The 24,494-nt window shown below is 66.0% G+C and carries 22 protein-coding genes, 1 tRNA gene and 2 pseudogenes; 10 read left to right on the top strand and 15 right to left on the bottom strand.

Annotated elements, in window-relative coordinates; all coding sequences use genetic code 11:
- Position 1 precedes the first annotated feature (1 nt).
- From rlxS to MTR62_RS06670, 11 genes are all read right to left on the bottom strand, one after another.
- Positions 2 to 1,990, bottom strand: a complete 1,989-nt coding sequence (gene rlxS / locus MTR62_RS06725) for a relaxase/mobilization nuclease RlxS (RefSeq protein ID WP_244018279.1) — start codon at positions 1,988 to 1,990, stop codon at positions 2 to 4.
- A 344-nt stretch (positions 1,991 to 2,334) separates the two neighbouring features.
- Entirely contained in the window at positions 2,335 to 2,694 is a 360-nt protein-coding gene (locus tag MTR62_RS06720; protein WP_244018277.1) for a hypothetical protein, read from the bottom strand.
- A gap of 320 nt (positions 2,695 to 3,014) precedes the next feature.
- Entirely contained in the window at positions 3,015 to 3,653 is a 639-nt protein-coding gene (locus MTR62_RS06715) for a lytic transglycosylase domain-containing protein (RefSeq protein WP_244018275.1), read from the bottom strand.
- A complete protein-coding gene (locus tag MTR62_RS06710; protein ID WP_244018273.1) occupies positions 3,641 to 3,982 on the bottom strand; it encodes a S26 family signal peptidase in 342 nt (113 codons plus the stop codon). The genes MTR62_RS06715 and MTR62_RS06710 overlap by 13 nt, the downstream gene beginning before the upstream one ends.
- Positions 3,916 to 4,236, bottom strand: coding sequence for a hypothetical protein (locus MTR62_RS06705; RefSeq protein WP_244018271.1), 321 nt, complete (start codon positions 4,234 to 4,236; stop codon positions 3,916 to 3,918). The genes MTR62_RS06710 and MTR62_RS06705 overlap by 67 nt, the downstream gene beginning before the upstream one ends.
- On the bottom strand, positions 4,229 to 4,465 hold the full coding sequence (locus tag MTR62_RS06700; RefSeq protein WP_244018269.1) for a helix-turn-helix transcriptional regulator: 237 nt from the start codon (positions 4,463 to 4,465) through the stop codon (positions 4,229 to 4,231). Before MTR62_RS06700 ends, MTR62_RS06705 begins: the two co-directional genes overlap by 8 nt.
- A gap of 184 nt (positions 4,466 to 4,649) precedes the next feature.
- Positions 4,650 to 4,970 (bottom strand): DUF736 domain-containing protein, encoded by a 321-nt coding sequence (locus MTR62_RS06695; RefSeq protein WP_244018267.1) that lies wholly within the window; start codon positions 4,968 to 4,970, stop codon positions 4,650 to 4,652.
- A 643-nt stretch (positions 4,971 to 5,613) separates the two neighbouring features.
- On the bottom strand, positions 5,614 to 6,075 hold the full coding sequence (locus tag MTR62_RS06685) for a hypothetical protein (RefSeq protein WP_244018265.1): 462 nt from the start codon (positions 6,073 to 6,075) through the stop codon (positions 5,614 to 5,616).
- A 122-nt stretch (positions 6,076 to 6,197) separates the two neighbouring features.
- Positions 6,198 to 8,063 carry a ParB/RepB/Spo0J family partition protein gene (locus tag MTR62_RS06680; RefSeq protein ID WP_244018263.1) on the bottom strand — a complete coding sequence of 622 codons (1,866 nt, stop codon included), beginning with the start codon at positions 8,061 to 8,063 and terminating at the stop codon, positions 6,198 to 6,200.
- 89 nt (positions 8,064 to 8,152) lie between these two features.
- Positions 8,153 to 8,572, bottom strand: a complete 420-nt coding sequence (locus MTR62_RS06675) for a DUF2958 domain-containing protein (RefSeq protein WP_244018261.1) — start codon at positions 8,570 to 8,572, stop codon at positions 8,153 to 8,155.
- Entirely contained in the window at positions 8,569 to 9,663 is a 1,095-nt protein-coding gene (locus tag MTR62_RS06670) for an ArdC family protein (protein ID WP_244018259.1), read from the bottom strand. Before MTR62_RS06670 ends, MTR62_RS06675 begins: the two co-directional genes overlap by 4 nt.
- A gap of 521 nt (positions 9,664 to 10,184) precedes the next feature.
- Here MTR62_RS06670 and MTR62_RS06665 point away from each other — a divergent pair.
- The 8 genes from MTR62_RS06665 to MTR62_RS06630 all read left to right on the top strand — a co-directional run bounded on the left by MTR62_RS06665 (position 10,185) and on the right by MTR62_RS06630 (position 21,081).
- The gene (locus MTR62_RS06665; protein ID WP_244018256.1) at positions 10,185 to 10,454 is read left to right on the top strand and encodes a hypothetical protein; all 270 of its coding nucleotides are present in this window, start codon (positions 10,185 to 10,187) and stop codon (positions 10,452 to 10,454) included.
- 342 nt (positions 10,455 to 10,796) lie between these two features.
- Positions 10,797 to 12,809 carry an anti-phage ZorAB system protein ZorA gene (gene zorA, locus MTR62_RS06660; RefSeq protein ID WP_244018254.1) on the top strand — a complete coding sequence of 671 codons (2,013 nt, stop codon included), beginning with the start codon at positions 10,797 to 10,799 and terminating at the stop codon, positions 12,807 to 12,809.
- A gap of 3 nt (positions 12,810 to 12,812) precedes the next feature.
- Positions 12,813 to 13,592 carry an OmpA/MotB family protein gene (locus MTR62_RS06655; RefSeq protein ID WP_244018251.1) on the top strand — a complete coding sequence of 260 codons (780 nt, stop codon included), beginning with the start codon at positions 12,813 to 12,815 and terminating at the stop codon, positions 13,590 to 13,592.
- Positions 13,589 to 14,959 (top strand): EH signature domain-containing protein, encoded by a 1,371-nt coding sequence (locus MTR62_RS06650; RefSeq protein WP_244018249.1) that lies wholly within the window; start codon positions 13,589 to 13,591, stop codon positions 14,957 to 14,959. The genes MTR62_RS06655 and MTR62_RS06650 overlap by 4 nt, the downstream gene beginning before the upstream one ends.
- On the top strand, positions 14,956 to 18,540 hold the full coding sequence (locus MTR62_RS21435; RefSeq protein ID WP_244018247.1) for a DEAD/DEAH box helicase: 3,585 nt from the start codon (positions 14,956 to 14,958) through the stop codon (positions 18,538 to 18,540). Before MTR62_RS06650 ends, MTR62_RS21435 begins: the two co-directional genes overlap by 4 nt.
- Before the next feature lie 9 nt (positions 18,541 to 18,549).
- Positions 18,550 to 19,518: a tetratricopeptide repeat protein gene (locus MTR62_RS06640; RefSeq protein WP_244018245.1), complete on the top strand. Its 969-nt coding sequence runs from the start codon at positions 18,550 to 18,552 to the stop codon at positions 19,516 to 19,518.
- A 117-nt stretch (positions 19,519 to 19,635) separates the two neighbouring features.
- Positions 19,636 to 20,721, top strand: coding sequence for a phospholipase D family protein (locus MTR62_RS06635; protein WP_244018243.1), 1,086 nt, complete (start codon positions 19,636 to 19,638; stop codon positions 20,719 to 20,721).
- A gap of 51 nt (positions 20,722 to 20,772) precedes the next feature.
- The gene (locus tag MTR62_RS06630) at positions 20,773 to 21,081 is read left to right on the top strand and encodes a hypothetical protein (protein ID WP_244018241.1); all 309 of its coding nucleotides are present in this window, start codon (positions 20,773 to 20,775) and stop codon (positions 21,079 to 21,081) included.
- A 44-nt stretch (positions 21,082 to 21,125) separates the two neighbouring features.
- On the opposite strand, the pseudogene MTR62_RS21430 reads toward MTR62_RS06630, so the two are convergent.
- Both MTR62_RS21430 and MTR62_RS06625 read right to left on the bottom strand, forming a co-directional pair.
- Positions 21,126 to 21,212: pseudogene (locus MTR62_RS21430) on the bottom strand (integrase); the annotation flags it as partial.
- Between the two features lie 162 nt (positions 21,213 to 21,374).
- Positions 21,375 to 21,461: transfer RNA gene (locus MTR62_RS06625), tRNA-Leu, on the bottom strand.
- Between the two features lie 307 nt (positions 21,462 to 21,768).
- Between MTR62_RS06625 and MTR62_RS06620 the strand changes: the two genes are divergently transcribed.
- On the top strand, positions 21,769 to 22,725 hold the full coding sequence (locus MTR62_RS06620; RefSeq protein WP_244018239.1) for an SDR family NAD(P)-dependent oxidoreductase: 957 nt from the start codon (positions 21,769 to 21,771) through the stop codon (positions 22,723 to 22,725).
- Between the two features lie 107 nt (positions 22,726 to 22,832).
- On the opposite strand, the gene MTR62_RS06615 is transcribed toward MTR62_RS06620, so the two are convergent.
- Together MTR62_RS06615 and MTR62_RS06610 are read right to left on the bottom strand one after the other, a co-directional pair.
- Positions 22,833 to 23,504, bottom strand: a complete 672-nt coding sequence (locus tag MTR62_RS06615; RefSeq protein WP_244018335.1) for a glutathione S-transferase family protein — start codon at positions 23,502 to 23,504, stop codon at positions 22,833 to 22,835.
- Between the two features lie 190 nt (positions 23,505 to 23,694).
- Positions 23,695 to 24,132, bottom strand: coding sequence for a GNAT family N-acetyltransferase (locus tag MTR62_RS06610; RefSeq protein WP_244018333.1), 438 nt, complete (start codon positions 24,130 to 24,132; stop codon positions 23,695 to 23,697).
- A 124-nt stretch (positions 24,133 to 24,256) separates the two neighbouring features.
- On the opposite strand from MTR62_RS06610, the pseudogene MTR62_RS06605 reads away from it, so the two are divergent.
- Positions 24,257 to 24,494 (top strand): annotated as a pseudogene (locus tag MTR62_RS06605) (histidinol-phosphate transaminase); the annotation flags it as partial.

Genomic DNA, 24,494 nt, shown 5'->3' with positions numbered 1-24,494 from the left:
ATCATGAAATCCCCGGCCCGGATCGCCCGCGCCCGATCGACCAGCTGATGCCGTCGCCCCTCATCAATCCCGAGACGGACTTGCCGACCTGCCGCTCCAGCACCGGGCGCCAGGGCACAAGCGTGAAATCCCGCGACCGTTCGATCAGCGCGAACCGGCCGCTGACGAGCTCCACCGACCGGCGATAGACGCCTTCGACGCGGGCACCTTCGGCAGCTTCGCGGAACGGCATCCCGAGTTCGTCGGAAAGCTGTCCCGCTACCCGCAGCAGCTCGCGCCGCTGGAGGGCCGCGATCATGCCGTTCGGAAACATCGTGCCGCCGTCAGCTTCTTCGGCAAATCCCTGCGCCACCAGCCACTGCCGGCGGCGAGCCTGGGCATCGCGCACGTCGTGGCCGAACCCGACATCACGGACGGGCTCGGGCGTGCCCGACACCAGCTCCCGATCGATCCAGGTCGCGGCATCGGCATCGGCAAGCCGATCAAGCGGCTGTTTCGACAGCAAGGTGATCGCGACCGGACGGTCCCGCAGGCGCGCGGCCTCGTAGGCTGCGACCCGATCTAGATGATCAGGAGCTACGATCCAGCGCCCTGACGGCTCGCGCTCGACGATGCCTGCTGTTCGGCGCATCGCCTCAAGCCGCCGGACATGGGTCTCGGCAAAGCCTTCGGTGGCGGTCGGATCGTGGTGCAGATGCGCGTCCACGTCGTAGCGCCCACCATTGGCGGCGGCGATCCTGGCTATGGTGCAATCGACCTCGCGCACCGCGGGCCTGACGGGTTCGATCCGCACGATCGCACCCTGCGGCAAGCTCATGTCGGTTTCGGTGCCCCGGCCGATCGCGACATAGTGGCTTCGGCCGTCTGTGCCGTCGACGATCAAATAATGGCGATCGGCATGTTCATCGGCGAGCCCTCGTACCAGCACGCGGCCGACCAGCGGGCGGGCATCGGGCGCGGCGGGATCGTAGATTGCCTGGTCGGCTGGCACCCGCTGAACGGCGGCGCGCGAAAATTCGCGCTGCATGGTGCGGATGATGTCGCCGCGTTCGCCCAGGCGCCGCAGCGTGTCGGCGAGGTCGGGGGCGAGCCGGAAGCGACCGGCGCCGAGCGACTCTGCCAGGCCCAAGCGTGAAAGCTTCGCCAGCCGGCCAGCGCGCAGCGTCTGGTCGAACCCATCGCGAGCATGGCTTGCGACCACCCGCTCGGCATCCGCGCCCTTGAACAACGCGCGGTCGATCAAGGTAAAGCGTTCCTGCTCGATTTCGGCGCGCTGCGACTGCTGAATTTCGCGGCTCGTGCGTGGCCCCAGATCGAGATCGACCAGTTCGGCGGCGCGCTCGCGAATGCCGGTGGTCAGATAATCTCGGGCGATGATCAGATCGGCCCCGCGCTCGTCCTTCCCGCGCACGACGATATGGGTGTGCGGATGGCCGGTGTTGAAGTGGTCGACCGCGACCCAGTCGAGCTTGGTCCCGAGATCCTCTTCCAACCGCGCCATGAGCCGCCGGGTCAGGGGCTTGAGGTCATCATATTGGTCGCCGTCCTCCGGTGAAACGATGAAGCGGAACTGATGGCGATCACCGGCCCCGCGCTCGCCGAATGCCTTGCCGTCGGCGACATCGGCGTCGCGGCCGTAGAGCGCGCCGCGTGTCCCCTCGCGCGTGGTGCCGTCGCGCTGGAGATAGCGCAGGTGCGCGGCAGCGGCCGACGCGCTCTTGCCGGCGAGCTTGACCACGCTCGTCTTGACGATGACGCGGCGCCGGCTCGCGGCAGCATGGCCGCCCCGACTGGCGAGCAGGCGGCCAACGCCCGCCCCGCGTCCGATCCGGCTGCCGGTGAAGCTCCCCCCGGCAGGCCTGCTTCCAACCCCGCCGCCGCGCGCGAGATTGGCCGCCGCGAGCACACGGCCAAGGTAGCGCCGGGGTCGCTTGATGCCCTGACTACGCTGGTGACCGAGGTGTGGCTCGAAACTGTCGTCGTCGGCCATCTTACTGCTTCCGAATGGCTTGTACGGGTGAGCATGACGCGTGCCGGAACAGATGAAAACCGGTGCTGCCAAACATGGCGGAATCCCGCCGATTTCGCGGGAGATGGCACCGGCACATCAAGGGTAGTGCCGTCAATCTGGCCAAATAACGATGTGCAGACAAAGGCTTATGGAAACGCAGTGCCATAGCTTTATCTTGCCTTACGCCGCTCTCCCGCCTGACCTGCTCCTGTCGCCCATTTCCGTTAACCTGCCGCCCACCCATCTCGCCTGAGCCGAGGCAAAAAAAGAGCCGGGACACGATGCCTATCCGGCACCATGTCCCGGCGTTTCCGAGCCTCCGATCAATGCGTCGCCGCAAAGGCTTCGCGCGCCTGGCGTTCGCTTCCGAAGTTGCGCCGCCCCATCAATCCGTGCGGGTTTCCGTCGCCATCGATGATGCTGACCGCGACGAACCAGCGGCCATTCAGCCGGCCCATGATCGCCACCCGATCGAGCTCGAAATTCTCCTCATCGATGCTCTCATACGCCCCGAGCCATCGCTCCGAAACGCGCGCATCCCACAGGAAATCGCTCTCCTCGGCCTCCAGAAACCGTGCGGCCAAAGCCTCGGCCGCACCCCTTCCGAATTCGATTTCCAGCCCAGCCACGAGCGTTGTCATCACGCGGTCCGATGCGGCACCGATGGTATGAAACATGGTCATGATCGCCTCCTTCGCTTGACGTCCTCCTTATCGAGGACAGACCTCCGGAGACGGGTGGCGGAGCGGCTGTCAGGGCCGCTGGAGGCATAGCCGGAAGCGCCGCGAAGCGGCGGTGGAGGAACCGATTTTGTTGCGCCCAAACGAAAAGACTCGGCTGCGCAGCAGCCCCCCGTATCGCGGCAAAATTGGAGGGGCCGCCGGCCTTGCACAGCCGCTTCGGCGCCCGTCATACTGGGCCTTGCCGAGACGAGCCCCTCCCACCTCTGCCATGCGCACTGTCCTCGCAACCAGTGCCTTGCGACGGTGCCACCCATGCTCGCTCAGCGGGGAGCGCGAACGGCGAACAGCGAATCTGGTGACGCATCCGGCGTGCGCGCTGGTGGCAGATCGACGGATTGCGTTGCAGTCCTGAGCACGACGAATAGCTGCGGCGGCAGACTGCGCGGGACCGATGGCGCAGCCGACAATTCCTGCGGAGTTGTACCCGTCACCGTAGCGAGATAGGCGCGCGTCTCGCCCGGCAGCGGGCGCCCAGTGGTCAGATAGGCGGCATAGCGGCCCGGACCCGCGTTATAGGCACCGAACAGTCCCGGATAGCCGAAGCGGTCGTACATCGCGCGCAGATAGGCAGTACCGGCAAGGATATTGTCGCGAGGATCGTAAGGATTGCCGCCCAGCCCATATGTCGCCCGCATCGCCGTCCAGGTCGCCGGCATCAGCTGCATCAGCCCCATTGCGCCCGCCCGGCTCGTGATCGGCCGCCCGTCCAGCATGGTCATGCCGCCGCTTTCCGCGCGCATCACCCGCTCGATCCAGGCCACGGGCACGCCGAACCGCGCCGAGGCTTCGGCGATCTCGGTGTGCCATCGGGCTACCGGATCGCTTCTCTGCGAATTGGCAATGGCAGGCGCGGCAAAGAGCAGCGCGAGGCCAAGCGCGAGCGTCCTCAGCGCAGCCACAGCGGGGTCGCCCTGCCGATAGTATCGCGTGCCGCGGTCGGACCGAAATAGCGCCCGTCGAACGAGTCCGGCGTCTCGGTCATGAGCAGAAAGACCATGCCCGGGGCCAGCCGGATGCAGCCCTGCCAGGCGGGCAGCGGACGGCCTTCTGCATCGGCGGCGCGGCGCAAGGCAACCCGCCTGCCGTTCACCGTCACGGTGCGACCGACGCCGCAGATCGTATCACCAGCGACTGCCACGACGCGCTTCACTAGCGGGACGTTCACCGGCAGGTAGCGGCGATGCGCGGTGAGTTGCCGCGCTGCCGCCGGCGGCCATGCGATCGCCATATCGCCGGTCCAAGTGCGGTGCCGGGCGATACGGCATAGAGGCCGATCGGCGCGCTGGCGCTGGCGTTCCAGACCAGTCGCGGCAGCGGCGGCTGGGCAATCGTGAGGCCCAAGGCAGCCATGCCGATCCCAAGCAGCACGGTCCGACGCAGCCACATATGGCGGACCCGGGCCATGCGCTGGCGCCGCGCGCGCTGCTCCTTTTCCCAGACGAACAGCGGCAGCGGACGGGTCTTGGGAGGCGGCTCAACCATGGTCTCCTCCGCGTGCGCGGGCCGCCGACCAGGCCTCGATATCGTCGATATGATAGCGCCAGGTGCGGCCGTGCAGACGGCATTTGGGACCCGTTCCCATCTGACGCAGGCGCTTCAGCGTCGAATAGGCGAGGCCGAGATGAAAGGCCGCCTGCTTGGCGGTCAGGAAGGGGCAAGTCTCGCGCGCGGCCTGCGCGCGTGCCCCGATATCTTTCGCGGTGTCGTCCATGATTCCGGTCCATCCACGCCGCCGCTTGGTGCGCCGGCTGATGGGAGCGGAATGGATCGATCCGGCCGTCTTCGGCAGGGTCGCAAATCGGCCCATGCGATTCCGCCCCCCCCCCCCCTTATCGCGCCCCCCTTGGGGCCGGCGGCGAGTGCCCCGCGCCCGGTTCGAGCGCGGGGCGATCCGCTCAGTCAGCGGGATTCCAGATGATCGCGAAGGCATCCTCGTCGTCCTGCCCGGCGGCGCGGCCGAGATTGGCATAGAGCCGGCGCGGGCCGAATTCCGGAGCGGCGAGCGATAGCGACACATAGTCGCGGCCAGACATTTCGCCGCGCCGGACCCACCCGGCCCCGACCTCGACACCGGCCGCCGACACGCGGAAGTCGGGTTGGGTGTCGCCGGACTTGCGGGTGTTGGGAACGCTCTCGATCTCGGTGCGGATCGAGAGCGTCCTGAGCTGGCCCTTGAAGCCGTTTCCATCGCGGGTGACATAACCGATGGCTGGCATTGTTCGTCTCCTTGAAAAGTCGGCCCGAACCGTTTCCGGGCGATGGGCGGACCGAAGGGACGGTCACAGCGGGCCTGCGAACCGGCAGGCCGGAGCGGCAGCGGAGGACCTGAACCGAAGGCTTATTTGAAGCGAAGCGACCGCGAGGAGCCCGCCTTGACGGGCGGGGAAATAAGCCGCGCGGCGATGGTTTCGCGGGACTGCGGCCGTCCCAGGTCATGCGCCCGAGGAGCCGGGAACGGTGCAGGACACGGCAGTGGTAACGACGACAATGCCGCCGGTTCATCCCTCGCGATGGATTGGTCGTGGATTGCGCGGACGAACCACCGCGTCATCGGATCGATCGTCCAGGGCACGCACGGCGACGCTGCCGCCATTATCGGTTGTGCGGTGGACAACGACGGGCCAAGGTCCGCTACGGTATGAAAGGCGGTAAGGTCAGCACCGCATTGATGGTCGTCATCCGCCTGCCGATGAGCTGCGAACCTCAGGCTTATATTGGCGACGTCATCGCCAAGATCGCTGGCGGCCGGCCCATCTCGAGTTGGGATGAACTCATGCCGTGGAACTGTGGCCCATACTTCCAGACAGTCGCCGAAGCGGCATAGGCGACGTCGTAATTCGCCCAACCGGACTCAAACGGCTACAGCAGCGCCCACCCTGCCAGCACCAGTAAGCCAACGGCTGAAGCAATCCAGGCCGCTGCCGACACGTTGACGACATGAACCCAAAACCGTGACTGCGTGAGCAAGGGACTCTCCGTCTCGATGGCGTTGGGATCGACGCCTGTTTGGCTTGTCAGAACTTCTGTGAAGCGCGGCCAAATTTCCTCATGCCGAGCGTCAACTGGTAGCTTCTCGCAAAGCGATGCGAACAAGTCGCCAGCGGTATGCCACCGCGAGGCGTCCGCCTTGTCGAGCTCTACGCCAAAGGCGCGTTCGACATCATCTATGGCAAATAGCTCGTCACCATCACCGCCAAGGCCCACGCTGCTGGGAGAAGTTGCACCCATACGGCCCATGATAAGGTTCTCCCATGCGTCTGCAATGTCCGCTCCCCACCAGTATTGCCATTCTGCGGTCTTCAGACCACGCTTATCCAGCACGGCGGAAACCACAAACCAATACCGCGCGCCCGAGCCCGTCAGGGCGAGGGGGCGCGGCCGAAATTTTCAGGGTTTGCAAGGATTCGGGCGGCGGTACCATTGGCTCCGCCGCCCTCGACGGATCAGGCAGCGAGCCGGTCTGCCGCCGCCTCTTCGTCAGGCTCCGGAGCGGACATCACCATGCCCGGTGCGCTCGGATCGGGCTCATCATCACCCGGCGCCCGCCGCTCGATCTCGCGCGCGGCCTGCGCCTTGGCGTGGGCCGCCACGGTGCCGACGCCGCCGCGCGCGGTATATGCGGCGGGCGGGAAGGCCATCCAGCGAGGCACCCAGTTCTCGCGCCGGTCGCGCCCATTGGTGCCGTCCAGATGATCGCGAACGATGCGTTTCAGGGTCTTGGTCTTCTCGCCTGCATTGGCGTTGGCGACGGTTTCGCCCGCCACCTCGGCCACGATGCGGGTCAGCACTTCGCGGTCGCGGATCAGCTCGAAAAAGGCGTCGTCGGCCTGCCAGCAGCGGGCCATATCGATGCCGATCTCCATCCCCACCGCTTCGACGGCGGCGCTGCCGGAAGCCAGTGTTTCGCCCAAGACAATGGCGATCACGTCCATGACGACCATGTCGGGAAGGTCGAGCAGGCGCTGGAACACGCCGACGACACCATAGTCATCGCAGTTTCCGCCGGTCACGGTCGGCTCCTCGGGCGAGAAGCCGAGAACCGCGAGAACGGCGCGGCGATGTTCGTCGAATTCCGCCTCGGCGCGACTGTTGTCGATACTCTCGCGGACATCGTCGTTGCTTGTTCGTTGCGGCTCGGGCTTGACCGACCAGAGGTGCGAGCCGGTGATGGCATGGGCGACCATCAGCCGCAGCGCGATCCTCGGATGGGCGAGCATCGCGGCGCGGACGGCGGCGTGGCGATGCAGGTCGATATAGGTCTGCATCGTCGATGTCACTTCGGGCCGGGCCTGTTTTTGACCGGTCCCGCCACCGTTCTCCGACCCTTCCGCCTTGGCGAGGCGCGCGGCCTCCTTGCGGCTGACATAGCCTTCATGGACGATCACCTCGCCTGAGGCGCGCACGTCGAGATAGACCCGCCCGCCCTTGCGCTTGCCCGCCTTCTCATATTCCCATGTCGAGAAATGGTCGGACGGCGGCACGATGATCGCATCGGCCCAGCCCTGCTCGACATAGGCGGCGCGCTTCGCGTCGATGGCGGCATTCTGCGCGGTCCAGAAGGCATCCGCATCGGCGACATAACGGTCGTCGCCGAACAGATCGGCGACCGTGGCAAGCCCACTCGCCTCGATGTCGAACAGCGCGTGGCGGGCCGGGATCGACTGCCCGCCGAACAGCCATGCCTTCAACTGATGGCCGGTCGGGACATAGCTGTCGGGATCGTCAGCGAGCGCGAGCCATGCCTTTTGCTGGCTCTTCGACGCCATTGTCAGATGACGCACGGTGGCCGCGTCGATCTCTTCCCGGCGGTAAAGGTCGCGGATGGCGGGGAGCAGGTTGCCGAGCGCGAGCACGCGGCGGACGGCAAGGTCGGGCAGTCCGAAAGTGGCGGCGATGTCTTCAAGCCTGCGGCCTTCCTTGACCAGCCGGGTGAAGGTTTCCCACTGCGTCACCTCGTCGGGGTCGAGCCGCGCCAGGTTCTCGATCAGCGAGGCTTCAACGGCGGCTGCATCGTCGCCCGCGTCGAGGATCGCGCAGGGCAGCAGCGCGGTGTCGGCATCGGCTTCGGCGGCTCCGTCCCTGGCGGCGCGGCGTTCCTCGGCGACGATCTTCGCGGCATGGAAGCGGCGGCTTCCGGCAATGATCTCATAGCCATCCGGTGCGCAGTTCGGGCGAACGATGACCGGCTGGATGACGCCACGGCTGCGCACGGTCGGCAGGATGTCGGAGACATCGGGCGCCTTCCTGCCATAGCGCATGTTGGCCTTGCTCACGATCAGCTTGTCGAGCGGGATGAATTCGAGTTTCATGTCAGCACTCCTTGTGAGTGCCGGTCCCGCGATTTCGTGATGGGAAGAGCGGGACCGGCTGTGCGGAAAGCGGCGTCACGCGCCGCGCGTCATCCGCCGTTTCCCTCGTCGGGATCGGTCGGAAGCTTGGGAACCGGCGCTGCTTCGATGCGGCAGATGATCGGTTGGGCCTCTCGGATCGAACCGGCGCGGCGCGCCGTGTCAGCCCAGACCGACAGGCTGGTGCTGGTCGAAAAGCCGATGTCGCGTTCGATCGTGAGGCCGAACGGCAAATGGAGCCGCGCGATCTCGCCGAGCGAGAAATAGCCGAGTTCGGGACAGCCAAACCCCAGGTCAGCGAGGCCGAACAGCGTATCGCCATCGTCCAGCAGTTCGGTCGCGAGCCATGTCGCCGCGCCCAGCGGGTTGAAGAATTTGACGACCGGCGCGGGGTCGTGGCGGGAATTGCGCGCGCTGTCCTCGGCATGGGCACGAAGCTGCGCGCGCAAGGTCTGGGTGAGCAGGATCATGCCGCGAGCCTCCCCTGCAGGGCTGGGCGTTCGCCGGTGTCACCGTGGATGGCCTCGGTCTGAATGGCCTCGGGTTGGATGGTTTCGGCTTGGGCGTCGGCGTGCCGGGCCAGCAGCCAGTCGGCGGCCTTGCTGGCCGCGCTTGCGGCGCGGAAGATCGCGCGATTGTCCTCGCGCAGGACGTCCAGCCAGTTCGCCAGATAGTCGGCATGGCGGACGGTCGGGACGATACCGAGCGCGGCGCAGAGGAAGGCCGATCCCATTTCGGCGACCAGTTCCTCGCGGGCATAGTCCCTGGTGCCAAAGCCGGTGGTGAGATTGCGCGCCAGCCGCGAGGCGTGGCCGGTCGCGTGGGTCAGTTCATGCAGGCAGGTGCGGTAATAGTTGATCTGCTCGAAGAAGGCCGGTTGCGGCGGCACCTGCACATAGTCCTGCGCCGGGACATAAAAGGCGCGGTTGCCGCCGACGCGAAAATCGATGCCGCTTGCTGCGATCACTTCCTCCGCGACCGGCACGATCTGGCGCTCGGGCAAGGGGATCGGATCGGGGGCGAGGCCGGGGCGCAGCCCCTCGCACTGCGCGACGTTGAACACGGTGAAGCGTTTCAGGAACGGAATGGTCTTGGCGTCGCCGCCGGTTTCGACGGCGCGCGCCTTCTCGGCCTCGGGGGTGAAGCGGTCGGCATAGACGACGGTCGTGCCGCGCTCACCCTTGCGAACGGCCCCGCCCGCCTCCAGCGCCTGCTTGAAGGTCAACCAGCCCTGCGAGGGATAGCCATGCTCGATGACCGCACCCCACAGGATCAGGACATTGACGCCCGAATAGCGCCGCGCGGTCAGCGCATTGCGCGGCAGGCCGGGACCGATCGTACCGCCATCCGCGTCGGGCTGCCCCCACGGCTGGACCCACGGGAAGCGGCCTGCCTCAAGCTCACCGATGATCCGCGCCGTCACCTCGTCATAGAGGTTCGCGCGGTTCGACTCGCCCCCTACACTTTTCGTCCGGGTCTTGGCAGGGACCGCTTTCCCGTCCTTGTCCGCTTGGGGTTTCCGACCCTTGCCGGACACGCGATGGCCAGTGGATGCATGCATCGTTCACCTCCTCAAGCCGCCCGAAAACCACCATGGCCTCCCCGAAAAGCGGGGGTGGGCGGCAAGATGCGACCGGAAAGGCCCGCCGCGAGCGGCGCCTGCACGCAAGCCGGGGCCCCGTCGCGCCAGCGATGGGGTGGCGCAGGGCCGGAACGATAGTGGAGGAGCCGGTCCCGAGCACAGTCGAGGGCCGGCTTGCCGGCGACGCGGGCGGGCCTAGCAGGGAGCGCCGCCCACCCGCGCTTGACCGGGAGAGGCCACCAAAAGCGCCGCCGCGCACAGGCGCGGCGACCGCGTCAAGGACGGGCGTCGCCCGTCCGCCCGCGCCAGCCGATCGTCACCGACAGGACGAGACCCGGTGAAGGCGGGGCTCGGTGGCGAAGACGACGGAAAGCCTTTGACGTCGCCGAGCCATAGAGCGCGGTCGCGCCGTCAGGCGCGAGGCGCCTTCGAGGACCACTCCCTCTTTCCACCGGCAGAGCGCGATTTACACGACCACATCGGCACCATAGATTATGCCCATGGCCGATCGTGATCCCAATCTTGTCGTTTCCGGGCTTTCCGGCACTGTCACACAGGACGGTGTGACCGTGGAGGTCAATATCGTCCGGCTCGAGGGCGAAACCGACTGGTCGCTCGAAGTGGTCAACGCCAGCGGCACTTCGACGGTGTGGGATGATCTGTTCGCTACGGACGCGGCCGCTCTGGACGCATTCCGACAGGCGGTTGCGCAGGAAGGCATGGCCTGCTTTCTGGACAGCGCCACGGTAATTCCATTCCGGAGCCGCTAGCGGCCCACGCCCGACCAAGACACGTCGTTCTGATAAAGTGGCGGGAACGTCCGCTCAGGCGGGGACCCATTCGCAACACTCAACCAACCGGTCAGCCACGCATTCTGTTATCGACCGTTGTTCCGGCGACGAGACGCCCGCCCAAAGTTGAACGCTCAACATCCTGATCCGGAGCTATCGCGGGCGGCGTTATAACAGCGCCGTGGGCCGCCCTGGCGTGCCTGCACTCCAGTTTCGGTCGAGAAGAACGACTGGCGTCTTGCAATTTTCCTTGGCATTTCACGTGCGTGAACGGTGTAGCCTCGATACACAGTCATTCATCGAGCGAAAATTGGGGGCTCAATGGAATCGCATGTCAACCCGATCAACGGGCTGGTCGTACTTGTCTTTGGGAATCCATCGGCGGCGCTGTGGATATCGCTGGTAATACTTCTGTCCTGCGCGCTGATCATTAGCCGCAACAATATCCGTTTCCACCGACCGCTGAAAATGGCGCTGAAGCAACGTGTCGACATACTTGCTCCCGTGCTTGCAGCGGATGACAACGACACGGCGCAGCGTGTCTTCGCCGAGCGGTTCTACGAGATCGATGCAGCGATGGTGGCTGGCGATCGAGGCGCTGCCGAGATCCGGATGGCATGGAGCCAGTTTCGCGAGACGATCCTCGATGAAACCGAAGTGCCGATGCGCGCGACCGTGCGAGCGGACGGCTATTTCCTCCATCTTGGCGACGACACGCGGATCCTCGCCTGGTGGGCGAACATCTTCGTCGCGATCGGGCTCACATTCACGTTCCTCGGCATCGTAGCGGCGTTGACGACCACCGTAACGGCGCTGAGCGCGGCCAATGGATCGGCGAACATGACGCCGGCACTGATCAATTTGCTGACGATCACGTCGGTCAAGTTCTGGACGTCGATCGCTGGCGTCCTGGCGTCTATCCTGCTGCGCGTGTTCGATCGGCGCTGGCACGCTGCCAGCCAGCGCGAGCTTGAAAGCATCGTCGATGCGATCGACCGCGGCACCCTGTTCTCGCCACCGCAGCGGATCGCCGCCGAACAGCTGCGCGAGACCAAGGAGCAGACGACCGCGCTCAAGAGCTTCAGCCATGAACTGGCAATCGCCATCGGCGAGAATCTGGAGCGCCAGATGCAACCGATGGTGCAGGTGCTTGGGGGGATTCAGACAAGCATCGACGATTTCAAAAGCGGCAGCTTCAATCAGATCGGCAAGGAGCTGGGCGATGCTCTGAGCCGGAATGCCGGGGCTGAGATGGCGCAGCTCGGCGCGGCGCTCACGGACATGACGACGCGGCTGGCGACGATCCATGAGCAGATCGAAGGATCGGGCCAGGCCGCGAACGACCAGATCGCCCAGGCCGCCCGCGATTTCGCGACGGCTTCGGACAAGATGACCGCGATGTTCGACGCGCTCCACACCCGCATCGATGCGACCGGCGCTCGGCTGACCGAGACCGCGCAGACCGCCAGCAGCGAGGCGGTTGAGCAGTTCAGCCGCGCAACCACGGGCATCCAAGCCGCCTTCGATCAGATGCGCGGCGAGATCGCCGATATTGGTGGGCGGCTGACGGCGGGCGCCGACTCCGCTGCGACCCGCAATGCCGAGGTGCTCGGACGCGCCGCCGACGCGCTCGAGGCCGCGACCGGGCGTGCCGCGACCGGCATGAGCGAGGCGGTCGATGCGGCTGTCGCCAAAGCCAGCGAAGAAAGCGCGAAGGCGATCGCCAGCGCGTTCGCTTCCTTCGGTGCACGCTTCGAAGAGGCGAGCGGGGGACTTGTCGAGACATTGCGGACAACGGCGGGACGCATGGAAGCGCTCGCCGCCGGAATCGAGCGATCGGCGCAAGCCTCGGAATCGCACGCCGGCAAGCTTGTCGAGGCAGGCCGCGCCGCCGAAGGGGTTGCGGGCACGTTGAACCGCGCAGCCAATGACCTCCAAGGCGCCGCCACGCCGATCCGCAGCGCGACCGAGGCGATTGGCACGGCGGTGGCCAGGGTTCAGGAGGCCATGACCCGGCAGAGCGATGCGGCAAGCGAGCAGCACCGCGCCGTTGCGGGCATTGCCGAAAAGCTCGGTGAGACCAGCGAAGCCGCCAATCGCGCATGGACAAGCTATCGCGACCGCTTCGAAGCCGTCGACACGGCGCTCGCAGCAGCGCTCGACCAGATCAGGAGCGCGTCGGGAGACCATGCCGCGCATCTCAACGAGCAGGTCGGCCGGATCGATAACGCCTTGGCCGGCGCCGTCGACAAGCTCTCGGCAGCACTCGAGCCGCTGACCGAGCTTGCCGATCAGATCGAGGATCTGCTCGGCAAGATGCAGGCGCAGGAGTAAGCGATGGAAAGGCGTGGCGTCCGGCGCAGCCGATCGGAAGAGGAAGAGGAGAGCTATTTCGTGTCGATGGCCGACATGATGGTGGGGCTGCTGTTCATCTTCATCATCCTGCTACTCTATTTCGCACTGCAGTTCCGCCAAACCACTGACACGCTGACCAGCGCCGGCCAGACTCGCCGCGAGATCCTCGAGACGCTCAAGGAGCGGCTCGACAAGAGGCTGAAACCGTACAACCTGACCGTTCGGATCGATGCCGAGACCGGCGTGCTGAGCCTGCCCAACAGTATCCTCTTCGACACCGGCCAGTTCGAGCTCAAGCCGGCGGGACGTCAAGCGGTCGGCATTGTCGCGGACGAGCTTGCGGCAGTGCTCCCTTGCTATGCCGATCGATTGCCGGGCGGACCGGCATGCCGGGGCAAGCCGGTCGCGGCGAACAAGATCGATGCAATCTTCATCGAGGGCCATACCGACAGCGACCCGCTTTCGGGCGGCGGCGTGCTTCGTGACAATATGGATCTCTCGGCACTCCGCGCGACCAACACGTTTCGCCAGCTCACCGATGCGCATCCCGAGCTTGAGCAGCTGGTCAATAGGTCAGGGCATCAGCCAGTGCCGATCCTGGGCGTCGCGGGCTATGGCGAGCGCCGTCCCGTCCCTGACGCGGCGGGAACGCCCGACCAGATAAAGGCGCAGAACCGCCGGATCGATTTGCGCTTTCTGATGGTTACCCCGCGCAGCGCGGAAGGCGCTGCGATGAGTCGCATCCTGGAGCAGCCGCGATGAGCGCGCTCAAGCGCGCGTGCGAACGCGCATCGGCGGCGAAAAGCTTCCCGCGACGGGGCGACCGCTTCGAAATTGAGAGGGCCGAGCAGCGCATCGGTGCCGAGCCGGCGGGCAAAGCGCGAATCAAGGAAGCATGGACGCGCTTCCTGGCGCGGATCGATCCCGCTGCTCCCGAGCGACTCAAGCCCAAGGATCTGAAGCGACTGCTCGATGGGATGTGGGCAGAGGACACGCTCGAGGAAGCGGCACGGCCGGTGCTGAACCAGAGCGTGGCGCGGTCACGAAAAAGTGTCGATCGTGCGATCATCGCCGCCTATCTCCGTCATTTTCCCCTCGACCATTCCGGCTTTGATCACCTGATGCATGCCAGCGCGCTGGTCGCCAATCGGCACGACTGGCCATGGCGAGCGCGCGGCGACAGATGGGCGCTCTGGGATCCCGATGAAGGACCCTCGCGGCTGTCACGCGCTCTGCTTGGTACCGACGGACCGGCGCAGCTGCTCCGTGAGGCGGGTCTCGATGGCGATCTTGCGACTGGCGGCTTTGTCGAGGAGTCGCTGATCGCCGCCTGCGAAGCGGCGGCGGATCACCGCGGCGAAGCCGCCCAGCAAAGCGGGCGCCGCCTGATCGCATTGTTCGAGAGTTTCCCGACGACGAAGGAACTGAACGCCGCGCTGGCCTATGCCCTGCTCGCGCCCTGGACGCAGAGCAACTGCACTGAAGCGCATCAGCGGCTGGTCAGCGCGCTTCTGGTGGCGCGCAATGGCGATCCGCGGCTTGCGCCGCAACGCTGGGCTGCGCTGCGGCGTGATGTGCTGGCCATGTTCCCGGACGCCCAGGTCGATACCGCCTTCGCCGTGCTGCGCGGCTGGCTGGTACGCGCGACCGTCCGGGAGTTCTTCTCGGTGGTGGCGAAAACGGTCGAGCGGCGCGACCAATGGAAGGAACGCACCGATTTCTGGCTGGCTTACCTCGACGCCGGGTTCATCACCGACGCATGGTTCGCGTTCGGCTCGCAAGCGGAGCGGCTCGCGCGCAAGTTCATGGATGACCAGGCAATTGCCTATGCGACGCTTGAAGGCGGTGGTGCCACGACGGCTCAGTCGGCATTGATCTTCTCGATCGGCGACATTCGCATCGCCGAGTGGAGCGATAACGGCAGTTGCCGTTTTTGGCGGGCAGCGGACCAGAAGGCGCCAAGTCTTTACCAGCGTCGCTATCAAGGGCCGGCGCTGCGAACCATGGCGGCGGGCGAAGGCTTCCGTGCGATTCCGCACAATCCGCCCAATGGCTGGCAGCCGAAGTTCGCGCGGCAGGTCTATCAGAGCGCTGGCGTCCAGCACCCCAGGCATGGAGCAGGATGGTGAGTGGTCCCGACGTGCGCTTCGAAGCGCGGCATGAGGATGGGCGCGAGCGGATCGAGCTGATCCGCGTCGAGGGCGGACGCTTCTTCGGCAAGGGTAGGCGCTCCCTGATCCCCGTCGACGACTGGATAATCCAAGCTCCGACTGCGGCGCGTCCGGCGGTCGCACGGTTGCTGCAGGCGATCGGCGATGGCAACAATGCGCCCGATTGCTCGGCACAGGCCGAGGCCTCGGTCAATGCCGTGTGTCTCCACCCTGGTCTGGTCGCCCAGCTGACCGAAGGTGAAGCAACCAGCATTGGTCTTCCGCCGGTGGCACGTCTCGCCCTCAACCTGCAATCGATCGGGGTGGCGCATCAGGACGATTTCCGGATCGAGACGCGCTGGACACGGCCGAACGGCCTGCCCGCCGCGGTCAAGCAAAGCGGTGCGCGCGCGCATTTCGAAGCCAAGGAGTGGCGGATCGCCGAGCCGATCTGGACCACATTGCAGCTTGTCGAGCGGTTAAACGCCGCAACCGGCGAAAGCGAGCGCCAGGCAGCGCTTGCGGCGCTGCGCCAGGCGATCGGGGACGAAGATCGTTCTCTGATCAAGCCCGACGGCTTCATCGAACGGCTTCGGCTCAGCTACGCTGCGGGGTTCTCGCTTGATCTCAAGCCCTCGGCGCTAGGCTTCGATTTCGATCCGGTCCTCTTCAGCAAGGAGCGGATGCGCGAGACCGAAGACGGGGCGATCCTCGACGAGGCCGCTGATGGCCTGCTTCCTCCGGTGCAGCAACAGCTGTTCGCCCGCCGATTCCGCCAGGGTGACGGGACACGGCGCGCCTATCTGCTTGATGGCGGATCGATCCTGTTTCTCGATCCGGTCTTGCAGCGGTCGCTTCGAGTCGTTCGCGACGCCCAGGGCGGGACTGCGGAACAGCGCCGACAATTCGCGCGCAGCCCGCAGCGTCGAATTGCCGAAGCACTCAGCGCGGAGGGTGCCGATGTCGCCGAAATCGGCACGCTGTTTGTTGAGACGCAGCAATTTTCCGAGCGCGTTTCGGGCATCGATATCTGGCGCAAGCCGGTACTGCCCTGGATCAAGCCCAAGCCCAACAGCTGGCTGCCCGAGGCGTTTGGCTTGCGCATCGGCGACCCGCCTGACGACCGGATGGTGGAGATCAAGCCGGAAGAGATCGCGCCCGCCGTCGAGGCTGTCGAGAATGCGCTTCGCGAGGAGCGGTCGACCTTCACCATCGGCGAGGCCGAGATACCCGCAACCGAGCAGACGCGGACCGCGCTGAACGATCTCGCTGCCATCGTGAAGGCAGCGCGCGATGACGAGAACGCGGGGCAGCCGCCGCCGGTCGCGACTCAGCGCTATTTCCTGCAGGTGCGCGACAATCTCGAGGACGTCGCCTATGCGCCCCTCGCGAAGGCGCCCGCGGCGCCCGCCGCCGCACCGCCAGCACTTCCGCAAGCGCTCGTCACCACGCCCAAGCCACATCAGGTCGATGGCTTCAACTGGCTGGTGGCATGCTGGCGGGCCGGGATGCCGGGCGCGCTGCTCGCCGACGACATGGGTCTGGGTAAGACTTTCCAGGCCCTCGCGTTCCTTGCCTGGCTACGCGCAGAACAGCCATCACCGAAGCCCGTTTTGATCGTTGCGCCAACCGGCTTGCTCGCCAATTGGAAGCGCGAGATCGAACAGCATCTGGAGCCCGGCGCGCTGGGCCCGGTGGTCAGCGCCTATGGCGTCGGCCTCAATCGCTCGCGCGAGGAGGTCGGCCGCGATATCGAGCTCGGCCGGGCCGCGATCGACGGCGATGCGTGGAGCCAGGCCGGCGTCGTGCTCACCACCTTCGAAACGATGCGGGACTATCATCTGAGTTTCGCCCGCCAGCCCTTCGCCGCGATCATCTATGACGAGGCGCAAAAACTCAAGAATCCGGCCAGCCAGATGACCCGCGCGGGCAAGACGCTGAACGCCCGGTTCCAGCTGGCGATGACCGGAACGCCGGTCGAAAACCGGCTCCAGGATCTCTGGTCGGTGTTCGACGTAATCCATCCCGGGCTGCTCGGGTCGAGCAAGGCGTTCGAGACCAGCTACCCCGCATCCGATCCGGATAAGCTGCGCGAGCTGAATGTGGTGCTGACCGAAGCCAGCGATACTCGGCCCGCGCTTCTGCTGCGGCGGATGAAGGATGACTGCCTGCCGGGCCTGCCGGCCAAGCACATCCATCCGTTGCCACTCGCGATGCCGCGCCCGCAGGCGGAAGCCTATGAACGGGTGATCCAACGCGCGATGGCGGCCCGCGGGACCGGCAAGCGCGGGCATATGCTGGAAATCCTGCACATGCTGCGCGGCGTGTCGCTTCACCCTTACGCCCCCGAAGATGCCACCGGCAGCTATTTCGAAGAGTCCGCGCGGCTGCGATCGACCTTCGAGACGCTCGAAGCCATCAGGGCCAAGGGCGAGAAGGCGCTCATCTTCTGCGAAAGTCTGGCGATGCAGGCGTTGCTCGCCGCCGAAATCCGGCGCCGCTACGACCTGGGGCATGACGTGCTGCGCATCCATGGCGGCGTGACGGGCGACGCGCGGCAGGCGGCGGTTGAACAGTTTCAGCGCCGCCCAAGCGGGTTCGACGTGATGATCCTCTCGCCCAAGGCGGGCGGCGTCGGGCTGACCCTGACCGCCGCAAATCATGTCATTCATCTCTCGCGCTGGTGGAACCCGGCAGTTGAGGATCAGGCGACCGATCGCGTATTCCGGATCGGGCAGTCGCGCGACGTCCATGTCTACCTGCCCCAATCGCTGCATCCGGACCCGGCGATCGGCCCGACAAGCTTCGACTTGAAGCTAGACGCGCTGATGACGCGCAAGCGGGAATTGAGCCGGGGGCTGCTCATCCCGGGCGAAGACGAGGCCGACACCAGCACGCTGTTCGAGGATGTGCTGGGCGGTCACAACGAGCCCGACCCAGCGGCGGATGGACCGCCGTCCCCGGATGTGGAGGCGCAGGCGGGCGAGCCTTCCGAGCCACCAACCGCTACGCCGGTCGCCGATACCGTGCCACCGAGGCGCCCAACGCTCAGCGTTGCATTGCCCGAGCGGTCGGCTCCGGCACCGTTGGCCGCCCCAAGCCGTTATGTATTCGAGCCGAACAAGCCGCGCGATTTCGCGATCTTCCTGGCGCCGATCGCAGACGACCATGTCATCGAGCTGCTGGTCAAAGACCCCTATGCCTGCGCCCGGTCGCACAACCGGCAGCATCTGATCGAATTCATGAAGCGGCTTGCCGGCGCGGCCCGCCGCATCGACACGGTGACCTGCCATAGCCTGGACGCTGACAGCGTCGATAACCGGCAGGAAACGGACGCGGACCAGCGCAACGATCTCGCGCGGCGATGGCAGACGAGCTTCACGGGTGGGCCAAGCCTGCGTCATGTCCAGATCTCCAAGCGCATCAATCGCAATTTCCATGCGCGAGAGGTGACGGCTCGGCTCGCTTCCGGCCGCGTCATTTTGTGGGATCTGGACAATGGGATCGACGGTGTCATGCGTAGCGACCGGCGCTGTGTCGTCGCCTGTTTTCCACAATAGGTGACGTTGGTGATCGACTTCATCAAGCGCCTGCTCGGCTCTCCGCAGACGGCGCCGCGACGCGCGCCAACCCGGATGGACGAACCGATGCTGAGTTTCGGGGCGGTTGGCGACCGGTTTGTACAGATCGCGTCGCTCGACTTCTTCGGGCAATATCGGCGCTCCCCCGATGGCCGCTGGTTGCTCGCCTGGCGCGATGGCAATGACGCGGGCACGCATGGCGGACATCGCAGCAGCGGGCCGGGGCGCTTCTATCTGTTCGAGGGCGACCGGCTGGCGGCGCAGGGCCGGGCCGAACGTCCGAACGACGGACAAGTCGCCGACAACGGCAGTTTTGTTATCAACGACTGGCTGTTCGGTGACGGCCTCAAGGGGGTGTTCCGTGCCTATCGCGGGGATGGGACGCTCCTTTTAGAGCGTTCCTTCACGGCGAACCTGCTCAATAATGGCATCGCCGACGATGGCGGCATGGCGGTGTGCCAGACCTGTAACGCGCCGGGTCCCGATGGATCGCTGCTCACGATCTTCGACCTCGCGTCGGGTCGAGAGATTGCCGGCTGGGTCCCGGAAAGTGGCTGGGCGCAGAGCTACGCTTTTCCAGAGGCGGGGAGAATCCGGCTCCGCTATCACGACGGCCAGGCCTACGACTATGCGATCGATGGCCAATTCCTCGACCGGGATCGCTGGATCGATGCACAGGCTCGCAGCGACAATGTGCATGTCCTCCACAATCTTCTGCGCGGATCGGCACTCACCCCGATGATGAGCGGCAAGATCATCGCATCCGTCAATGCGATCCTCGCCGAACCCGAGCTCGCCCCCGCCGAGCGCCCCCTGGCGCTCAAGGTGCGGGGGCTTTGTCAGGAAGCGCTAGGCAATCTCGCCAGCGCGCTTTCAGATTATGAGGAAGCGATCGCGCTCGATCCAAAAATCGGGCTGAAACGAAAGGCTGCGGAATTGCGCAGACGTCTCGCCTGACCGTGCAAGCATCTTCGCTACCGTGGCGCACAGGCGCGAGGCGCTGTCCTGCGCTGTTCAGTATTGGCCAAGGCAGTGCGCAATTTGCGGACTTCATGGCTGGCAATGGGAGGAAAAATGGCGCGATTTCTCGATCACAAGCAGGTGCGCGACGCAGTCCAGGCTGTTATCGCGGGTGACGATGTCAGATGCGCCGTCGCGTTCTGGGGAGATGGCGCGCTCAAGGCCCTGTTTGGCTCAAAGAAGCGGGCTTCGAAGGCGCAGATCATCTGCGACCTCTCGATGGGCGGCACCAATCCTGAGGAGCTGGCGCTGCTTGGGGCGCCTAACAATCCCGACCTCAAGCATCTCGGGGGATTGCACGCGAAATTGTACCTTTCGAGCGCTGGCATGGTTGTCACCTCGGCCAATGCCTCGAATCGCGGCATCGGTTTTGTCGAGCCGGCCGTGCTGACCGAGTGCGGCACCTTCCATCGGCCCGGTACGACCGCGTTCCGCAAAGGCGCGGAGTGGTTCGACACGCTCTGGGGGAAGGCCGAGATGGTCGATCCCGTGGCCCTCGCGACAGCGCGCGCCGCTTGGGCAAAGCGACCCCGCCATGGTGCACCAAAGGGCGCGCCCCTGACCGCTCGACCCGATACCCTGCTGCGGAGGATAGCCGCCGATCCGGAGGGCTATCGAGGAATCGGCGTGGTCTTCTCGACGGGCGAGGCCGGTCGCGAAGATGTCCAGCAGGCGGCCGAAGAGGCGATGGCGGTCGAGGGCAAGAGGCGCAAGCCGAAGTTGAAGAAGGAAGAGATCAGCCGCCTGCCGACCTGGCCGAAGGGAAATCTGTTTATCGGCTGGTCAGATGCGGACGCCAACGCCTGGCCCGGACTGTTCCTCTGCGCGCACCGCGGCGCCCGCGGGGCATATTCCTACTGGTGCTATTCACGCTTCTTCGAGGTGAAGCTCAACCGTGATGAATGGTCGATATTCGCGGAACCGTCCCGAGAATTGCGATCACGAATCGGGTTGACGGGCTCCGCCCGGCAGAGCGCCCGCGCGGAAAGTGAACTTCTCGAGAAGATCTTCACCTATCTGGACGCGGTCGCCGGTCCCGATGAAATCGGCTACCGCCTTTGTGAGAGCCCCATGCATCTCGGCCAGTTACTCGCCGATGTCGATGCCGGCCGTTCGACGGATGCGAATCCTGTCGAGTAAAGGGCCGGCCAGCGATAGTAGTATCGAGCTGTTATCGTTGTCGGGGGTTCGATGAAAGATCAGGAGTTCAGGGACTGGCTGAGCAAACGGCTCTGGAAAGGCGAGCCGTTGACGAAGAAGGCTATGGATACGCGGGTGCGCCGCAATCAGCGGGCCGAGCGCGGATTGCATGGTCTTGGCTATTCCCAGTCCACGCTCGACGAGGTCTTCGACGATGGGAGATGGGACGATTTGCTGGCGCAGTTGACGGCGCTGGCAAACGATCCGGCTCCCGACATGGCGATCGTGCGCGCGGTCGTCCCCCAGGCCGAGGATCCCAAGGGCCAGCTCGGCAACATGATCGCCGGCCTGCGGCAATAGGCGTAGTTGAGACGCCAGAGCTTCCTGCCGTTCGGCTTGACGAGGAGATAGAGGCCGGCGCCGTCGGTGAGCTTGTATTCGCGCTCCCTCGGCTTGGCGCTCGTGACGGTCGTCGCGAAGAGTTTTCCCATGGTATCGGCCCGTCCATAAGGGGCCTTCGATACCATGCAGGATACCATATTTGTTCCCGATTGGTGCCGGATCAGCCCGGATTTGACCGGACGGTCTTAGCACAAAAAACGGCTGAAATCAGCCACTTTCGGGACGTTCCCGGACGCTGCCGGAAGAACAAATGGTGCCCAGAAGAGGACTCGAACCTCCACGCCGTTGCCAGCGCCGCCACCTGAAGACGGTGCGTCTACCAATTCCGCCATCTGGGCACGGAAGCGAGGGGGGCAAGTTGCCGTCCTCGCCGGGTAGGAGGGCGCCTCTAAGTGGCTGCGCGATTCGTGTCAACACACGATTTTCACGAAGTGCATTTTTCCTTCGCGCTCAGTGCGTTTCGAGGTCGGGAAGGGGCGTGTGGAGGGCTGCGCGCGGGCGGCGCGGTTGCGTTCGGGGCGCGCGGGTGGGTGCATCTCGCGGTTGCTCGACCCTGCGGCTTGTGGCAGGGGCTAGGCAAGGCGCCGGCGTGCGGGAATCGTCCGCTGCGCGGCGGTGCAAAGAGCTTAAGGACTGTACGCAAAGATGACCATGACCCCGATCGATTCGCTTTACGGTAAGATCGTCACCATCCTGGGTGGCAGCGGTTTCGTGGGTCGCCACCTCGCGCAGGAGCTGCTCGAGCGTGGCGCGCGCGTGCGCGTGGCCAGCCGTCATCCCGAACAGGCCTACATGGTCAAGGCGCTGGGCGATCTGGGCACCGTCCAGTTCGCGCGCTGCGACGTGACCAAGCCCGAGACGCTGGCTCCGGTTCTGGCCGGGTCGGATGCGGTGGTGAACCTGGTGGGCGCGTTCACCGGCAAGCTCGATGCGGTGCAGGGCGAGGGCGTGGGCGCGATCGCCGCGGCGGCCGCAGCCGCTGGTACGGGCGCGTTCGTGCACGTCTCGGCGCTGGCCGCCGACGCGGGGTCCTCGCTGGCCTATGCGCGCACCAAGGCCGCGGGTGAGGCCGCCGCGCTGGCGGCCTTTCCGGGGGCGACGATCCTGCGTCCCTCGGTGCTGTTCGGCCCGGACGACCAGTTCCTGATGATGTTCGGCTCGCTCATGGCGACGCTGCCGGTGCTTCCGGTCTTCGCGCCCGAAGCCAAGCTGCAGCCGGTCTTCGTCGACGACGTGGCGCAGGCGATCGCCAATGCGGCGGGCGCTCCGGCGGTCCATGGCGGCAAGACCTACGAACTGGCCGGGCCCGAAGTGGTGACCATGCGCGGCCTTTACGCGCGCATCGCCAAGGCCGAGGCGCGCACGCCGTGCCTGATGGAGCTGGGCGATGGCCTGGCCGGTCTCGCCACGATCCTGCCCGGCGTTCCGATCACCGGGGACCAGTACAAGCTGCTCAAGGCGGGCAGCGTGGCGAGCGGGGCGCTGCCCGGTCTCGCCGAGCTGGGCGTCACCGCGCGTCCGATGGGGCTGTTCCTCGATCGCTGGATGACCCAGTTCCGCAAGCACGGCCGTTTCGGCGCCAAGCACACGACCGAGGCCTGAGGCGCAGCAGCCAGGTCCTGAAGCGAAAAAACGCGCATCCGCCTTGCTGGCGGTGCGCGTTTTTTCGTGGTGTTACGCCAAGGCGCGATGCGGCAGCCGCCCTGGTATCACACGTCGACTTCGGCGTAGTGTCCCGGCGGCTGGATGACTTCCATCCGCTCGCTCAGCAGTGGCCGGAAGCTCGGCCGTGACTTCATCACCAGATACCACCCGCGCGCCTGCTCGTGGCTCGACCAGTCGAGCCCGCCGAGGTAGTCCGCGACCGAGATCTGCGCGGCGGCGGCCAGATCGGCAAGCGTCATCGTCGCCCCGGCGAGCCAGGGGCGGTTGTCGATCAGGTAATCGATGTAGTCGAGATAGTCGTGCGCGAGCCGCATGGCGTCGCGCAGCATGCGCGCATCGGGCGCCTGGCGCAGGACGAGGCGCTTCTTCATCTTCTCGTGAAGCAGCGGGCCCGAGACGTCGAGGAAGAAATTTTCGTCGAACATCGCGATCAGGCGGCGAATTTCGGCGCGCTGCTGGCTGGTGCCGCTGATGAGCGCGTTGCGCTCCACCGTTTCCTCGAAATATTCGCAGATCGCCCGGCTGTCGGCGAGGACGATGTTCTTGTCGGTTTCGCGCACCACGGGGGTGCGCCCGGCCGGGTTCATCTGGAACAGCCGGTCCTCACCCTCCCACGGGCGGGTGGTCTGAAGCTCGTAGGCGATGCCCTTTTCGGCCATCAGCAGGCGCACCTTGCGGCTGAAGGGGCAGAGCGGAAACTGGTAGATATGCCACATGTCGCGCGTGACCATGGCCCATCGCAGGGCGCAAGGTCCAGCCGCAGGCGGCGCGATGCCCGCGCAAATCGAGTGGATAACTCACCAGCCGGGCTCGGGCTGCGACGGGATGGCGGTGTCGGGCGTCTGCGTGCCCGGTGGCCCCGGTCCCGTTGCAGGAAGCCGGGGCGCCGGGAGGCCGGTGCACCGGTCAGTCGGCGGCGGCGAGCAGGCGGGCGAATTCGGGCGAGAGGCGCTCCATCAGCCGTTCGGGCTTGGCCAGCGCGGTGAAGCCGAGCGCGGCATAGACCCCGTGCGCATCGAAGGTGGTGAGCGCGAAGCGGCGCACCTGGGCGTAGTCGGGATGGTCGAGGAACCATTGCACCATCCGGCGGCCCAGGCCCTGGCCGCGCGCGGGTTCGTCTACCCATACGTCGGCGAGCCAGGCAAAGCTCGCCCTGTCGCTGATGACGCGCGCGAAACCGACCTGCGCCCCGGTGGCGCTGTCGTAAGCGCCCAGGCAGTGCGATCCGGCCATCTGGCGTTCGACCTTTTCGCGCGCGATGCCCGGCGTCCAGTAGCTTGAGGCCAGCCAGGCGTGGACTTGCGCCACGTCGAGGCGCGCGGTGTCGTCGCTCAGTTCAATCATCGTCGTCATGGTTCCTGTCTGCGCTGTCCTTGCGCGCCGGGCGCCATAGGCGGGTCCGTGCGGGGGCGAAAGGTGCAATCGAGAGGTGCAATCGCGTCTTGGCTGGGGTAAAGGCGCGCGCACTATGAGCGAAACCGAATCCGCAGCCGCTTCCCAGCCCGTTCCCGCCCTTGCGCCCGCGCCCAAGCCGTGGATCGCGGCGATCCATGCCTATGTGCCGGGCAAGTCGGCCGGGGCGGACGGCAAGCCGCTCATCAAGCTTTCGGCCAACGAGAACCCGCTCGGCACGAGCGCGGCGGCGCTTGCCGCGCGGGGCGCGGCGCCCTCGCTCTACCCCGATCCCGACAGCCGGGCGCTGCGCG

Source organism: Novosphingobium organovorum, from assembly GCF_022832435.1.
In the GTDB taxonomy this organism is placed as follows: Bacteria; Pseudomonadota; Alphaproteobacteria; order Sphingomonadales; family Sphingomonadaceae; genus Novosphingobium; species Novosphingobium organovorum.
Note: the sequence above shows the minus strand (reverse complement) of the source record. Positions and strands in the feature narration are given on the sequence as shown.

Excerpts from the sequence above, each read along its gene's own strand:
- rlxS (WP_244018279.1), bottom strand. The coding sequence starts at position 1,990 with ATGGCCGACGACGACAGTTTCGAGCCACACCTCGGTCACCAGCGTAGT.
- MTR62_RS06720 (WP_244018277.1), bottom strand. The coding sequence starts at position 2,694 with ATGACCATGTTTCATACCATCGGTGCCGCATCGGACCGCGTGATGACA.
- MTR62_RS06710 (WP_244018273.1), bottom strand. The coding sequence starts at position 3,982 with ATGGCGATCGCATGGCCGCCGGCGGCAGCGCGGCAACTCACCGCGCAT.
- MTR62_RS06705 (WP_244018271.1), bottom strand. The coding sequence starts at position 4,236 with ATGGTTGAGCCGCCTCCCAAGACCCGTCCGCTGCCGCTGTTCGTCTGG.
- MTR62_RS06700 (WP_244018269.1), bottom strand. The coding sequence starts at position 4,465 with ATGGACGACACCGCGAAAGATATCGGGGCACGCGCGCAGGCCGCGCGC.
- MTR62_RS06695 (WP_244018267.1), bottom strand. The coding sequence starts at position 4,970 with ATGCCAGCCATCGGTTATGTCACCCGCGATGGAAACGGCTTCAAGGGC.
- MTR62_RS06680 (WP_244018263.1), bottom strand. The coding sequence starts at position 8,063 with ATGAAACTCGAATTCATCCCGCTCGACAAGCTGATCGTGAGCAAGGCC.
- MTR62_RS06675 (WP_244018261.1), bottom strand. The coding sequence starts at position 8,572 with ATGATCCTGCTCACCCAGACCTTGCGCGCGCAGCTTCGTGCCCATGCC.
- MTR62_RS06670 (WP_244018259.1), bottom strand. The coding sequence starts at position 9,663 with ATGCATGCATCCACTGGCCATCGCGTGTCCGGCAAGGGTCGGAAACCC.
- MTR62_RS06665 (WP_244018256.1), top strand. The coding sequence starts at position 10,185 with ATGGCCGATCGTGATCCCAATCTTGTCGTTTCCGGGCTTTCCGGCACT.
- zorA (WP_244018254.1), top strand. The coding sequence starts at position 10,797 with ATGGAATCGCATGTCAACCCGATCAACGGGCTGGTCGTACTTGTCTTT.
- MTR62_RS06655 (WP_244018251.1), top strand. The coding sequence starts at position 12,813 with ATGGAAAGGCGTGGCGTCCGGCGCAGCCGATCGGAAGAGGAAGAGGAG.
- MTR62_RS06650 (WP_244018249.1), top strand. The coding sequence starts at position 13,589 with ATGAGCGCGCTCAAGCGCGCGTGCGAACGCGCATCGGCGGCGAAAAGC.
- MTR62_RS06635 (WP_244018243.1), top strand. The coding sequence starts at position 19,636 with ATGGCGCGATTTCTCGATCACAAGCAGGTGCGCGACGCAGTCCAGGCT.
- MTR62_RS06630 (WP_244018241.1), top strand. The coding sequence starts at position 20,773 with ATGAAAGATCAGGAGTTCAGGGACTGGCTGAGCAAACGGCTCTGGAAA.
- MTR62_RS06620 (WP_244018239.1), top strand. The coding sequence starts at position 21,769 with ATGACCATGACCCCGATCGATTCGCTTTACGGTAAGATCGTCACCATC.
- MTR62_RS06615 (WP_244018335.1), bottom strand. The coding sequence starts at position 23,504 with ATGTGGCATATCTACCAGTTTCCGCTCTGCCCCTTCAGCCGCAAGGTG.
- MTR62_RS06610 (WP_244018333.1), bottom strand. The coding sequence starts at position 24,132 with ATGATTGAACTGAGCGACGACACCGCGCGCCTCGACGTGGCGCAAGTC.